Origin of the sequence: Vagococcus allomyrinae (genome assembly GCF_017829975.1) — a bacterium.
Classification (GTDB): domain Bacteria; phylum Bacillota; class Bacilli; order Lactobacillales; family Vagococcaceae; genus Vagococcus_D; species Vagococcus_D allomyrinae.
In genome coordinates, this window is sequence record NZ_JAEEGA010000020.1 from 66,401 (window position 1) to 80,090 (window position 13,690).

Genomic DNA, 13,690 nt, shown 5'->3' on the forward strand with positions numbered 1-13,690 from the left:
TCCTTTAACAAACCTAATAATCAGTTTGTTAAAGGACGAGCGCGATAATGTCAGCGAGTCGTGTTACCACCTTAATTTGGCAAAGCTTCACAGCTTCCCCCTTTTCAAGTACATCGAATGTCATTCAGTATACTCTATCGCTATAACAGGCGAAACCTGTAGGACCTATTGACACTGTCAAGTCAGTCGCTAAACTCCGAGGCCATCTTCATCAGCATTTGAATTACCTCCTTACACCAAGTAGAGGCTCTCTAAAAATTCAGCAACTAACTACTATTCTCATCAACGTTTACCAGTTATTCTAATTGAATCTAGCATAACGGATTAAGATAGAAAAATCAATAGCAAAATGAAAGTTTTTCTCATTTAATTAAAATGCTCTCATTTATTTCAGATAGCAAGAGATGGCGATCAAGTCAGCGAATTCCTAACGCAACACCTAACAATGCGGAACAAACCGCCATAAAAAAGGTCAGGACCAGCAATAATAAACGAAACTTGCTATAATAACTATATAGCTCCACTCACTACAAATTTTAATAAAACAGGAGGTTACACTGATGAATGCTTTTGGCTTTAACTCGTATGGTCCACCGACAATTCTTGAAAAATTTCAAGTGCCACAACCACCAATTAAAGACAACCAAGTACTACTTAAAGTCCTAGGCTTTGGACTTAACCCTTACGATGCCGCTTTACGGTCTGGTAACCATCAAACCGAGCGCAAACTAACCTTTCCTTTCATCCCTGGAAGTGATGCAGTCGGCCGAGTTATTCAAGTTGGAAAAGAGGTTGACAACAACTGGCTGAATCAACTTGTCATCGCCCACCCTTACAGTGGTGGTTACGGCGAAAAACTTGCCATCTCTGCTAAAAAAATCATTCTGAAACCCGAACAAATGAGTTTAGCAGAAGCCGCTAGTTTCAGCACCAGTGGTATTATGGCATATCACGCCTTAATTACCTCTGGTCAAATTCAAAAGGGAGAGACGCTGATTATCCAAGGGGCTAGTGGCAGCGTTGGCAGTATCGCCGCACAAATTGCCAAGGCGCAAGGACTTTATGTGATTGGTATCGGTAACAGCAAAAACCGACAAATGATGACAGACTTGGGCATCGATGAAGTCCTGGCGTACGACCAAGATGATGTCCCACACCTTTTAGCAAAGCGAGGAGATATGGTACTAGATGCATCTCTACAAGGAAAAGCTAAGCTTGTTGGCACAGCTATTGTAAAAGACGGAGGACGGTATCTGTCTTTAAATCAAGCTCCTGAACATAACCGCAGCCCAAAGACCCTTGTGCCCATCATTTACGGCAAAGATCTGCCCGCTCTGTCTTACCTTTGTCAGCTTTATGTGGCTGGTCAGCTTAAGTTGCCTAAGACCATCATTCGTCACGCAACGATTCAACATCTAATCGCTGGTCATCAGGCACTCTTGACAAAAAAAGATCCTGGCAAACTCGTGTTTCTCTATGATTAGCGGTCCCCCAAAAGCCGCCCCTAACTCGCATCCCCTCACCTAATTAACTAGCTGTGGGGGGGCAGTTAGCAGAGATGAGAGACAATTCAGGAATAGCAGCCAAAAGTTCATCAAAACCACTGATATCTTCGATTTGAACAAATCCTTTTATTTCAGAATGATAGACTTTCTCCGCAATAAAAGCCGCTACTTTCCCTGTTACAAACGCTTCATTATAACCTGTTACAGTTAAAGCTTTTTGCTTTATCCCCCCTTTAAGAGCTGTCACCTGAACATAAAACACATCGCTCCCTAACGCTCCTTTTCTCATAAATCCCTTTGCCAGTCGCTTGATGCCAGGTCGTTTTAGCAATGGCAACAAACCTAGGCGCTGCAAGCCACGAAATGTTTGCGTCACCCACTTCACATCAAAACCCAAATAAGTCATAATTTTTTTAGTCGGCCAGCGATCCCCTAAACTATGTTGATCGGAAAAATTAAAACTATACGCAGGTAATTTTTTTCCAGCCAGCTCCACCAACGCCTTTTCGCCAAAAGCCTGAACGGTTCCTTGCTGATTTTTCAAGTAATAGCTCTCACTGAGATGAGCTAGCGTCCAATCAACGGCCGCTTCCCCATGCTGGTCAGCCAACCCAAGAATAACTTTAATCGACATTTCATCAAAATCAGCTAATTCCTGGGCCAGTTTTGCTGCCATTAAGTTTGTCACACCTGGCGCAAGCCCTACACTGTAAACAATGCCAGTTTCTGAGTCAAAGGATTCCTGGGCCAACTGATGATAAAAAGCTGTACTAGCTGAAACATCCAAATAATCAATCCCTTGCTTCTGACAGAATAACGCAAAATCCGTTGTTTGCTGATCGATACAAACAACCACTAAAGAAATAGTTTCGAATTGATTTTTTTGAGGCGGTTGCTGAATATCAAAGCTCATCACCCCTACATTTAGATTCAGCTTTTGCTTAAATGCCACCAACTTATCTAAGTGACGCCCAGCTAAAACTAACTTATCTTCATAATTCTCGGCTAAACTTTTGGTAATGACACTTCCGACATGGCCATGACCGCCGACGATTAATATTTTATCCTTCATTTCTTGTTCCCTCTGCTTCTTCCAATTGACAAGCCAATATCTGACTCAATACGGCTAACCCCTTACTAAAAACCACTTGTTCTGAAGGGGATAACCTGTGATCAAGTCCTTCCATAAATTGTTGATGAATGACGTGATGTTTTTGAAAAACCTGTTCCCCTAATGTTGTCAGGTGTAAGTAGTAAACTCGTTTATCTGCTTGGCTCTCCTCTCGCTCAATCACTCCTTGCTTACTTAATTTTGTCAGTAATTGGGAAATAGCTCCTTTCGTAATCATCAGTTGCTGACTAAGTTCCTTGCTGGTGATTTTTCCCGCCAATCCAATTTGTTCAATAACGTGAAATTCACTAGGTGAGATTTTGCCAACACCACTGATTTGCTGTGGTGTTCGCTCTAATTCTCGTAGTTGCTGAAAGATAGTGCCCAATAGCACCATTTGATTATTATTTTCCATAAAACTAGTTTAGCAACTAAACTAATCTCATGCAATTAAAACGCTCAAGCAAAAAAGTTAACTCTATGGTATTCTGAGATAAACTAATAACAGGAAGGACTCCTCATGCTAAAATTAATTGCCGAAGACTTTATCAAAGTAGAACACATCGAAACTGTATTACCTTTATATCAAGAACTTGTCACCAAAACAAAGGAAGAATCAGCCTGTCTTGCTTATGAGTTGTATCATGATTTAAAAGATCCTGGCCATTTTGTTTTCATTGAAGAATGGCCTGACGAGGCAGCCTTGACTCTACACACGAAAACTGACCATTTTACTCGTTTAGTACCGCTGATTAATCAGTACACACGAGCCAAAGGTCAATTCACTCGCATGTCTCCTTTAAACGAAGCCTTTAACTTAACAAGCGATTAACACCAAAAGAGTCAGCCTCAATGTATGAGGCTGACTCTTTTTCACGTTTAATTAGTTAGAACCCTCTTATTGATGTTCATTTAGCCAGCTCAGAGCCATGCTAACATGGGCAGCTGCGCCGTAAGGTAAAATATCTTCGCTCAATACTAATTTAGGGTGATGAACTGGATAAGGCTCAGACAGACGACTGTCCGCTGCCGCTAAACCTAATAAAACCGATGGAATTTCATGACTGACATAGGCAAAATCTTCTGAACCCATTTGCGCCCCCATATTAGGCAAGCTGCTAAAGGCAATCACCTTCTCTGATCCAACAACTCCCGGCAAGATTCTCTCTGCGTGCTTCACCACTGCTTCATCATTCACCAAAGTAGGCGCGCCTGCCAGGAAGCGAACTTCTGCTTTACACCGATAAGCCTTCGCTATACTCTCAGCAATCTCCACCATCCGCCGCTTAATAGTGACTCTCATCTCATCATCGTAGGTTCTTAATGTCCCCTTGAGAATGGCCGTCTCAGGAATCACATTGGAAGTATTTCCTGCATGAAACTCCCCAACAGTCAACGCCACTAAAGCATCTGCCGGCAATTCACGAGTTTGAATTTCCATTAATGCCATGTGGATATTAGCAGCTGGAACAATCGGATCGATCGCATTATGGGGCATAGAACCATGGCCATTTTTACCAAAAATTTCGATCTCAAACCAATCACAAGACGACAACGCCTTCCCCTTATTGGCAACTAATAAAGTGCCATTATCCATCGGCAGCCCTGGCATAACATGAATCATCATCCCAGCATCCACATGGGGATTTTCCAAAACACCAGCTTTGATCATGTCACTGGCCCCTAACATAATCTCTTCTGCTGGTTGGAACATCAATTTCACCGTTCCTTTTATTTCAGCTTCATGTGCCTTTAACAATTTTGCTGCTCCCAGTAACATCGTCGTGTGAGTATCATGGCCACAAGCGTGCATTTTACCATTGGTTGATTTAAAAGCCAAATCTGTATCTTCCTCGATCGGCAGAGCATCCATGTCCCCTCTTAATAAAAAGGTTTTCCCTTGACCATTGCCAATGGTTGCGACAACGCCTGCTTTCCCACAACGCTCAGGCTGATACCCCATCTCTTTTAGTTTTTTCAGAACCAAAAGAACAGTGTGATCTAAATCAAAACCAGTTTCAGGATTTTTATGCAACTCTCTGCGAGTGCTAATCATTTCAGGTTGTATTTTTTGGGCTTCCTCGAGAATCAATTCATCTACATTCATTTTTATTCCTTCCTTTCATCACTACATATTTATTATACACCTTCAAATAAGTAAGTTAAAACCGCATTTCCCATTACATCTGCGGCGATTAATAAGCAATCCTCATCAATCGTAAATTTAGGATGATGATGTGGATAGAAAACCTCCCCTGCTTTCGTCGCCCCAACATAAAAGAAACAACTTGGTTTTTCCTCTGCATAGTAGGCAAAATCCTCTGAAGGTGTTTGTTGATCACAACGAAACACTTCCGTCACACTATCAAGGGCAGCCGCTTTCGTTCCACGGGCAAACATGGCCGTTAATTCAGCATCGTTAACTAAGACGGGATAATCATGAGCATAATCCAATTCATAACTGATGCCAAACGCTAAGCAAATCCCCTCTAATAGCCGTTTAAATTCGCGCTCCACTAAGCCGCGAGAACTTTCCTTCATGACGCGAACATCTCCTACAAGTTCCACCTTATCCTTGATGACATTAGCCGAACCTTTGCCATCGAAAGAACCAATGGTCACGGTCACCGTATCAAAAGGATCCACTCGTCGACTGACAATCGTTTGAACTGCCGTGACAAATTGAGCGGCTGCCACAATTGTATCATTGGCATCCTGAGGCGTTGAGCCATGACCGCCTTTCCCCTGAAGGACTATTTTGAATGTGGTTCGTCCCGTTTGCGTCGGACCTTCCCGATAAGCAATTTGCCCCACATTCATCGTCGTCATAACGTGGGCGCCCAAAACATGATCATAACCGTCTAAGCAACCAGCTTTAACCATTCCTAAAGCGCCACCCGGAGGTGTTTCCTCAGCCGGTTGATGAAGCACACGTATTCTCCCTGGCAATTGAGCTTTCAATTCGATCAGCGTCTCCGCTAAAATCAGCATGTAAGCCGTATGTCCATCATGACCACAAGCATGCATCACCCCAGGATTTTTTGATTCAAAAGGCAATCCCGTGTCTTCTTGAATAGGCAAGGCGTCAAAGTCAGCTCTTATGGCAAGACTAGGACCTGGCTTGCCACCTTGGATGTCCACTAAGATACCGTAACCACCCCCAAAATTTGTTTGCACCTGACAGTCCTTTCCCTTATAAAAATCTGCAATTAGTTGAGCAGTTTGTTCTTCTTTAAAGGATAGTTCCGGGTTTTCATGCATGTGACGACGTAATTTGATTAGCTCTGGTTCTTTTTCTTTTAACCGTTGACTCAAGATCTTTTGTAATTCTTTCATTCACACTCTTCCTTCCTTTTCCTCATCATCGATTCTCCAAAAACTAAGAGGAGACCTCCCTTACCGCATATCTTGTCATTCCGCTCAGCCGTAAAAGCTTCTTTCGTTAACCTTCAGTTGCTTCTGCGCTCACAGCCTCTACTGTTCCCTGACAATACTTCCGAGATTGATAGTAAGCTCCCATCCAACTCATTAATGTACAAGCCGTTAAAATGAGTAAAATAATCCAAGCCACCTGATATGAACCAGTGGCATCATACATCGAAGCGACAAACAAGGAACCAACCGACATCCCGATTTGAATGGCACTACTAACATAACCATAAACCTCACCGTACTGCTCCGTGCCAAAAATAGCAGAAGTCACTAAAGGAGGAGAAACAGAACCAATGGCAATTCCCAAACCAAAAACAATCGCCATGGCATAAACTGCAAACAATTTATCGCCAAACAACATAAAGACAAATGCCAAACCAAAGGCACCACAACCGAAGATCGAGCTGACAACAGCCCCCCAACGATCGTTGATCCAACCAACTAAAAGCTTACCACCGATTCCCACTAGGGAGTAGAGAGAAATAACCGCTGCTGCGATCTGTCCTCCTTGAAGCCCTTCCAACGCTGGCGGAAACTGGCCTAAAGCCCCACTGTTGATAATGCCGTTTAGCACCATCCCGATTAACAAAATAATGAAGAAAGGTTTGCCAAAAACACTTTTAGTTGGCAAGTTAACCGTTTCGGTTTTAAAGACTTTTTTATTCTCCTGACCTGTATTTAACTCTTCGTTAGCCCCATACGGCTGTAACCCCATATCTTCGGGCTTCTTCTTAAAAACAAACAGCGAGATGGGCAAGGCGATCAACAAAAAGATTCCAGCCAACAGCATATAACTAGTACGCCACCCAAATTTCTCAAGAAAAAAAGTGATTAAGGGGCTAAGTATCGCGCCACCAATCCCGATCCCCGTCATGGCAATACTCATTGCCAATCCCCGCTTTTTTTCGAACCAATTTGTGATGACGATACTGATGGGAATAATCGTTGAAAACAAGTAACAAATCCCAATGATAAAAGAAGATATATACAAGTGAATCGGACTTTTAGCTAATCCATAAGAGGCATAAGCCAAGGTAAAAATAACAATGGCCGTACTCTGAATATTCCGCAAGTTGCCTGTGGTAATTTTCTTGGCAGCTATTGGCGATAAGAAAATACCCATCGCTTGGAGAATTGTATTGCTTAAGGTAAAAGCACTGCGACTGATTCCCATATCTTCTGTCACAGGTATTAAAAACTTATTAGCCATGGCCACAACACCTGGCACTAAGGTACTGGTTAACACAACTGCGCCAATCACTATCCACCAGCCATAAAAAATTTTACTTTTTTTCATTTAACTCTTCACCTCACACTTTCTCTCATTAAACTTAACTTAAAAACGCCTTGGCAATTTGGCCATTGACCTCAATCATTTGAAAAAATTGTTCGATTGGCACATTTTCATTTGGTTGATGAGCCAATCTAACATCCCCAGGCCCAACAATTAATATCGGGAAGTCTTTCTTAGCCCGCCCAAATTCAGAACCGTCAGTATAACCTGTTAAACTTTTTACCTCTGGCTCTTTCTGAGCCACCTTTTTCACTGCATCTATTGCTAATTTGGTAAAAGGATGATCTTTTTCAGTCCGAATGGCGGGTAAATCATTCACATAAGCCACCTCTCCTTTAAAATCTGGAATGGCTTCACTAGCATTTTTAATCAAATGGTTAATGGCGTTTTTCAACTCCTCATGACTTTGCCCCGGCACTGTTCGAATATCAATCGTCGCCACACATTTGTCTGGTACGACATTCGCCCCATTGCCACCTTGGAAGACATTCAAACTTGCTGTGGATTCCCCTAATAACTCATCGCTAAACGTTGAAAAATCAAATTCGCGTTTAAACTGATTCAACACGTGAAGCATATGATCAATCGCATTAATGCCAAGTTGTGGCATAGAACCATGAGCGGTTTTCCCGTAAGTCGTCAGTTGTGGCCAAAGGGCCCCTTTATGAGCAATTACCACATCCAAAGAGGACGGTTCCCCAATAATTAAGCCATCTAAATCATCTGCGTATCCTAAATCAGTTAGCTGCTTTGCACCGATCGCAGCCGTCTCCTCCCCAATCGTAATAAGCAGTTTGATCTTCCCTTTAAATCTGACCCCTTCCTCCTTCAAACGAATCAGCGCAACCACTTGAGCGATTAAACCAGCCTTCATGTCACAAGTCCCCCGACCGTGGAGAAGCCCCTCTTTCTCAACTGCAGCAAAAGGCTCATAAACCCAAGGGACTTCCCCTATCGGCACCACGTCCATATGTCCAGAAAAACCTAAAACAGGACCAGGTTGTGCCCCTTCCAAAGTAACGACCAGCTGATGACGTCCTTCACTATAAATCACTTTTTCTGAGGGAATGTCGTGAGCACTAAAAAGCGTCGCCAATTTATCGGCAATCAATTGCTCTTTCCCTAAGACCGTTTCCGTTCTGACAATGTCCTTTAACAAATCTAAGGCTTCCTCATTGTTCATCTTCTACACACCTTTCATTTTTTGTTCATAAATAAAGACTCTATACATCCCGTAACATAATCCGAACAGCGAGTCCACTGAGTTATCGACAAAATGACGAGCAGCTGTCGATGCTTTCAGCTTCTTTTTAGTTAAAAGGTTAACGATTGATCGCGATTATGTAATAGGAGCTATATCCCTATTTATAATTGTAAGCGTGAGCAATCGGTTTTTTAGAACTCTAGTTTCTGATAACAACTTTCTAATGATTGATCTTATTTATTTTGAAAACAATACGACGATTAACGGACGTTAATTTCCAAACCGTGTTATAATAAGGAAAATAATCACAAGAAATGAGGGATTTTCTGATGATGAATGAAAAATACCACCTGTCACTTTTACCGATTACCGCTAAAAAAACCTTGCTATTTAAAGAAACGACCATCTTGTTTTTAGTTAAAGGAGATATGATGGTTCAAGCAGAGGGACAAGAACACGCTGTTATGGATGGCCACCTGTTGATATTTAATCCTAATGACACCCTGAAGATTACCAAAATTTTTCGTGATGATTGTGTATTAATTCAATTGCAGCTTGACAGTCTCTTTTTTTCTTCCCTTTACCCACGTTTCTTTACGACTAATTTTGAACTGTTTCCGAAACAATTGGAATCGGGTAAAAGAGAAGCCATTTACAACTTACGCAAGTATGTTGCCGAACTCGCCCTTAGCCACTATAGTGCCGAAACCACCAAAGATCTGAGAATTTCCATGAATCTTCATCAAATCATTCTCTTGCTGATTCAATTTTTTCAAAAAGAATCCAGTTACTATAACTATCATTTTTATAACGAAAAAATCATTGAAATAATCGAGTATATTGGGCAAAACTATCAACACCCCTTAGCTTTAGAGCAAGTGGCCTCTACTTTCTTTATGTCGCCATCAGCCCTGTCCAAGCTTTTTAAAGCTGAGACTGGCTATTATTTTTCTCATTACTTGACCAATCTCCGAGTGCGCCAAAGTTTAAAAGATCTGTTACACTCCCGCCTTAATATTGATGAGATTTCTCTAAATAATGGGTTTAGTAATAGTAAAACCTATCGCATTCACTTTAAAAAACTCTTTGGTGAGTCACCGTCCATATACCGGCAACACTATTTTAAAACAGATGATCCGACGGTCATTCATCAGCCAAAGGAAACGGCTTCCTTGGAATCTGATAATCGAGACATTCTGGCAACCTTGTATTACTATGCCCATTTACCACAAGATGAAACAACGGATATCGAACGAGTGGAAACGCACAAAAAATTGGCGATCCACACTCAAAATGTTCGGGACCAAATCAATGCAGAGGTAATCATCCACATTAATACCTTAGAAGACTTGCTGAATGCTGACACCCAAACGGAAATACTTGTTGCCAAAAAAGCGATTGACATCCGTTACATCGGCATCCAAAATCTCTTTCTTGAATCACCTGAAAGCTACACCGTTTATAAAGAGGAAAGCCTGTCGATCTTTTCTCCTTTTGCAAAATTTGATATGGTTCTCGAATTTCTAGAAAAAAATCAACTAGGAATCTATTATCAACTTTCTTTAACCGATTATGAAACGATTTCTTATTTTTATAAAACAGACCGCCAATATTTCTTGCGCCACATTGAAAAGAAAAAGGGGACTGATTTTTTTAAGAACTGGAAAATCGACTGTCAATTTAACCACCACGAATTACTAAATTGTATACGCGCTTTCTCAGAAATTTATGAGACGATTCAACAAATTAACCCGGTTATTCAAATTGGGGCAGAATTACCGCTTTTTTATCCCAATTATGATATATCAGACCCAATCTTAAAAGATCGCTATTTGAAGCAAGTGATCCCTAAATGCGACTTTTTATCCTTTCAGTCAGAACCCAATTACACCTACGAAAAGAATGAAATCATTATTCCTAATGTAGAAAATTTTAACGAATTCGTTTTTAAAGAAAGTCAAAATATCAAAAAACGGCTAGCTTCTTGGCAAATTTCACTGCCGCTGTATCTGTCTCAGTGGAATACTCTCACTGGCCAAAGTCGCGCCACAAACGGCTCATTTTTTCGCGGCGCCCTCGTTCTTCAAGAAGTCTTAAAATTGGACTTAGTCGTAGCTGGTTATGGTTTCTGGTTAAACACTGACCAATTTGAAACTAGCCAAGAGATTAAACCAATTAAATTCGATGGTTTGGAAATCTTTCACAACTACCTTTGCAAACGTCCAGCTTTCCACGTCCTAGCTTTAGCTAGCCGCTTAAAAGGCAAAGTTGTCGCTCTCGGGGATGAATTTATGTTAACCAAACACTACAATAATTATCAATTATTGCTGTGGAACGTCAACTATTTCCCTCCCCATCTAAGCTTAGAAGAAACCTTTCTTGAAAGCCAATCAGTTACCTTTCGCATCGAAATACCTGAAATAGAGAATAATTTTTACCAAGTCAAGCAAATAGATTTTAATCGCTATAACGGCGCTATCTTTTACGCTTATGGAGATTTTAATAGCAATGAGCCCTTAGACTATGAATCACATGAGTATCTAGCTGAAGTCAGTCGACCAAAGATGAAAGTTTTTGACCTCGAAGTCAATAACGGCTTTGATTTTTATTGCATTCTCGACACTAATGCCGTTTTATTACTAGAACTCACAGCAATTAAATTTTTGCCTAAACGGCAAAACGACAAATAAACATCAGACCACTGTGAGAGTTGACAGTGGTCTGATGTTTTAATTAAGTTGTAATTTCCGGTAACTATTAGGTGGACCAAACAAATGATGAACCAGTCCAGTCAGCGACTCCCGCTGCAGTGCCGTATTGGCAGACTGATACAGTGGTACCATTGCCCCATCATTGACCAAAATTTGCTCCGCCTTTAACATGGCCTGCCACCGTTTGGCAACCTGAGTCGTTAATGCATCAGCTTCTGATAACTGCTGATCATAGCTCTGGTTGGAATAACCACTGCTATTTCCCCAATTTCCTGTTCTATAACTGTCTAAAAAGGTTAAAGGATCTTGATAATCTGGGCCACTTCTCGTTAAAAGAATATCGTAGTCCCCCTGCTCCTTAGCTGCTAATAAATTTTTCTCAGGCATCAATTGAATCTTGACAGTTAAACCTGGAAATTGCTCTTCCAAAACAAATTGTAAATACTCGCTAATCCCTTTGTTTTCGTCTTGATCTGAGCCCACAAGAGAGACTTCAACTTCCTTTAAGCCCAGCTCTTCCATCCCTAACTGCCAATCGGCGCGAGCTTTTACTTGATCTCTCACCATCAACTCACCATTTTCTTGACGAAAATCAAGTTGTGTTTCAGGATTTCTAACAAACTCAGCTGGAATATACCCATTTAAAACCTGAGAGCCATTTTTTAAAATATTAGTGACGATGTGCTCCTTATCAATTGCCAGTGATAGGGCTTTTCGAATGTTACCATTAAGAAAAATAGTCTCTTTTCCAGCTTTTTGCTGATTCAGACTTAAGTAATGAACCCATGAATCTAGACTACTTGTATAGGCTGAGTCCTGCTGATACTGTTGCGAAAACTCACCAGATAGAACGGCTCTATCCAGCTCACCATTTTCATACAGCTTTACCCCTAAATCCGTTTCCTTCACTACTTGAACCGCTATTTTGTCAACATTGGTTGTCGTTGGCTCCCAATACTCTAAATTTTTAAGATACTGCCAGGTTTGCCCCGTTCCATCCCACTCAGCTAGTTCAAAAGGACCATTATACAACAAGTGCTCACTATCTTGAGCGTACTTTTTACCTGCGCGCTCTACATACTCACGCTTTTGCGGAAACAACGTTGGAAAAGTTAAAACCGATTGAAAATAAGGAATCGGTTGCTCTAATTGAATTTCTAAAGTGTGATCATCAACAGCTTTAACACCCAATTCAGAGATTTTTTTCTGACCTTGGATGATGGCCTCGGCATTTTTTATGATGCCGCTAATTAAAATAGAACTATTAGAACCAAACTCAGGATCAACCACTTTTTGCCAAGCAAAAACAAAATCATCGGCCACAACCGTTGAGCCATCCGACCACTTGGCGTTTTCTCGTAATTTAACAGTATAAGTTAAGCCATCTTGACTTACCTCTGGTTCAGCGGCAGCCACGCCTGGAATTGGTTGGTCCTCTTCATCCAAGTTATATAAGCCTTCCATAACCTGAGTAATCGCAATAAAACTTCCGCCATCAAAGGCATTAGCCGAATCCATTGAACTAATCTCATTAATTTCCATTAGGTTAACAACCCGTTGCTTTTCAGGTTCAGCCGATTTACCACACCCAACCACTCCAAAGGCTACCAAGCAACTAAATAAAGCTGCGACTCTTTTTTTCATCGTTCCCCACCCTATCATCTTAACTAAACGCTTTAAACCTAATCAAAACCAGCTGACAACTAGCTTTCTCTGCTTCCCTTAATCTAATAACTGGCTTAAGTTAGCCTCAACGGTGTCTAATATAACAGCAAGTCGCTCCTCCTCTAAATAAGGCACTGATCCATAAATATCATGACCTGCTAGTTTAATACCGTTGTTGTCCGAAAACATCCATTCAGAAGACAAACGTCTAATAGCATCATTAAGTCCATTAGTATCACTCGCTTCTTGCGGTTGGCCAGTGGTGCTAATCATATAAGCCCGCTTATTGATCAAACGAGCATCTGGACTACCATCCATATTATAGAAGAAACCATGAGCAAAGACTCGATCAACATAACCTTTCATAATCGCTGGCATGGCATTCCACCAAATTGGAAAAATATAAACCAGTAAATCCGCTTCAATAATTAGATCTTGTTCGATTTTAACATCTGCCAGAGGCGCTTCCAAATCCCGAACAAACTTACCATCTTTCACATGGATGGTCTCTTCCGCCTTTAAAACTGGGTCAAAACTCATTGCGCATAAGTCCCGGACCACTACCTCGTTTCCATCAACGCTTAAAGCGGAGACGGCTGTCTCTAAAATTCCCTGACAAAAGCTCTCTTTCCTTGGATGAGCATATACAATTAATGTTTTCATTTTCTTTACTTCCCCCTTAATATCATTCAACAAGTTAATTATATCACTAAGTAATACTAACCTGATAATACTATTAGATTTTTCTTACTAATCTCATGTTGTAAT

General features: G+C 41.1%; 11 protein-coding genes and 1 other annotated feature. Of the genes, 3 read left to right on the top strand and 8 right to left on the bottom strand.

Going from position 1 to position 13,690, the window contains the following annotated elements; translation table 11 throughout:
* Positions 1 to 28: 28 nt before the first annotated feature.
* Positions 29 to 295: a binding site (T-box leader), on the bottom strand.
* A gap of 265 nt (positions 296 to 560) precedes the next feature.
* Positions 561 to 1,484, top strand: coding sequence for an NADP-dependent oxidoreductase (locus I6N95_RS23055; RefSeq protein WP_209531860.1), 924 nt, complete (start codon positions 561 to 563; stop codon positions 1,482 to 1,484).
* Positions 1,485 to 1,527: 43 nt separating this feature from the next.
* Here the strand turns inward: I6N95_RS23055 and I6N95_RS23060 are convergent, their stop codons facing one another.
* A complete protein-coding gene (locus I6N95_RS23060) occupies positions 1,528 to 2,577 on the bottom strand; it encodes a saccharopine dehydrogenase NADP-binding domain-containing protein (RefSeq protein ID WP_209531862.1) in 1,050 nt (349 codons plus the stop codon).
* Entirely contained in the window at positions 2,567 to 3,031 is a 465-nt protein-coding gene (locus tag I6N95_RS23065) for a MarR family winged helix-turn-helix transcriptional regulator (protein ID WP_209531864.1), read from the bottom strand. The genes I6N95_RS23060 and I6N95_RS23065 overlap by 11 nt, the downstream gene beginning before the upstream one ends.
* Before the next feature lie 105 nt (positions 3,032 to 3,136).
* Between I6N95_RS23065 and I6N95_RS23070 the strand changes: the two genes are divergently transcribed.
* Entirely contained in the window at positions 3,137 to 3,448 is a 312-nt protein-coding gene (locus I6N95_RS23070) for a putative quinol monooxygenase (protein WP_209531867.1), read from the top strand.
* Positions 3,449 to 3,514: 66 nt separating this feature from the next.
* Here the strand turns inward: I6N95_RS23070 and I6N95_RS23075 are convergent, their stop codons facing one another.
* The 4 genes from I6N95_RS23075 to I6N95_RS23090 all read right to left on the bottom strand — a co-directional run bounded on the left by I6N95_RS23075 (position 3,515) and on the right by I6N95_RS23090 (position 8,525).
* Positions 3,515 to 4,723, bottom strand: coding sequence for a M20 metallopeptidase family protein (locus I6N95_RS23075; RefSeq protein ID WP_209531869.1), 1,209 nt, complete (start codon positions 4,721 to 4,723; stop codon positions 3,515 to 3,517).
* Positions 4,724 to 4,755: 32 nt separating this feature from the next.
* A complete protein-coding gene (locus I6N95_RS23080; RefSeq protein ID WP_209531871.1) occupies positions 4,756 to 5,952 on the bottom strand; it encodes an amidohydrolase in 1,197 nt (398 codons plus the stop codon).
* A 106-nt stretch (positions 5,953 to 6,058) separates the two neighbouring features.
* Positions 6,059 to 7,345 (bottom strand): MFS transporter, encoded by a 1,287-nt coding sequence (locus tag I6N95_RS23085; protein ID WP_209531880.1) that lies wholly within the window; start codon positions 7,343 to 7,345, stop codon positions 6,059 to 6,061.
* Positions 7,346 to 7,379: 34 nt separating this feature from the next.
* Positions 7,380 to 8,525 (bottom strand): ArgE/DapE family deacylase, encoded by a 1,146-nt coding sequence (locus I6N95_RS23090; RefSeq protein ID WP_209531882.1) that lies wholly within the window; start codon positions 8,523 to 8,525, stop codon positions 7,380 to 7,382.
* Between the two features lie 350 nt (positions 8,526 to 8,875).
* Here I6N95_RS23090 and I6N95_RS23095 point away from each other — a divergent pair, with 350 nt between their 5' ends.
* Entirely contained in the window at positions 8,876 to 11,236 is a 2,361-nt protein-coding gene (locus I6N95_RS23095) for a helix-turn-helix domain-containing protein (RefSeq protein WP_209531884.1), read from the top strand.
* Positions 11,237 to 11,275: 39 nt separating this feature from the next.
* Here I6N95_RS23095 and I6N95_RS23100 read toward each other — a convergent pair whose 3' ends face one another.
* Positions 11,276 to 12,901 carry a peptide ABC transporter substrate-binding protein gene (locus tag I6N95_RS23100; protein WP_209531886.1) on the bottom strand — a complete coding sequence of 542 codons (1,626 nt, stop codon included), beginning with the start codon at positions 12,899 to 12,901 and terminating at the stop codon, positions 11,276 to 11,278.
* A 78-nt stretch (positions 12,902 to 12,979) separates the two neighbouring features.
* Positions 12,980 to 13,585, bottom strand: coding sequence for an NAD(P)H-dependent oxidoreductase (locus tag I6N95_RS23105; protein WP_209531888.1), 606 nt, complete (start codon positions 13,583 to 13,585; stop codon positions 12,980 to 12,982).
* Positions 13,586 to 13,690 lie beyond the last annotated feature (105 nt).

Bases quoted from the DNA above. Each gene is read 5' to 3' on its own strand.
- I6N95_RS23055 (WP_209531860.1), top strand. From the start codon at position 561: ATGAATGCTTTTGGCTTTAACTCGTATGGTCCACCGACAATTCTTGAA.
- I6N95_RS23085 (WP_209531880.1), bottom strand. From the start codon at position 7,345: ATGAAAAAAAGTAAAATTTTTTATGGCTGGTGGATAGTGATTGGCGCA.
- I6N95_RS23080 (WP_209531871.1), bottom strand. From the start codon at position 5,952: ATGAAAGAATTACAAAAGATCTTGAGTCAACGGTTAAAAGAAAAAGAA.
- I6N95_RS23100 (WP_209531886.1), bottom strand. From the start codon at position 12,901: ATGAAAAAAAGAGTCGCAGCTTTATTTAGTTGCTTGGTAGCCTTTGGA.
- I6N95_RS23065 (WP_209531864.1), bottom strand. From the start codon at position 3,031: ATGGAAAATAATAATCAAATGGTGCTATTGGGCACTATCTTTCAGCAA.
- I6N95_RS23060 (WP_209531862.1), bottom strand. From the start codon at position 2,577: ATGAAGGATAAAATATTAATCGTCGGCGGTCATGGCCATGTCGGAAGT.
- I6N95_RS23070 (WP_209531867.1), top strand. From the start codon at position 3,137: ATGCTAAAATTAATTGCCGAAGACTTTATCAAAGTAGAACACATCGAA.
- I6N95_RS23090 (WP_209531882.1), bottom strand. From the start codon at position 8,525: ATGAACAATGAGGAAGCCTTAGATTTGTTAAAGGACATTGTCAGAACG.
- I6N95_RS23095 (WP_209531884.1), top strand. From the start codon at position 8,876: ATGATGAATGAAAAATACCACCTGTCACTTTTACCGATTACCGCTAAA.
- I6N95_RS23105 (WP_209531888.1), bottom strand. From the start codon at position 13,585: ATGAAAACATTAATTGTATATGCTCATCCAAGGAAAGAGAGCTTTTGT.
- I6N95_RS23075 (WP_209531869.1), bottom strand. From the start codon at position 4,723: ATGAATGTAGATGAATTGATTCTCGAGGAAGCCCAAAAAATACAACCT.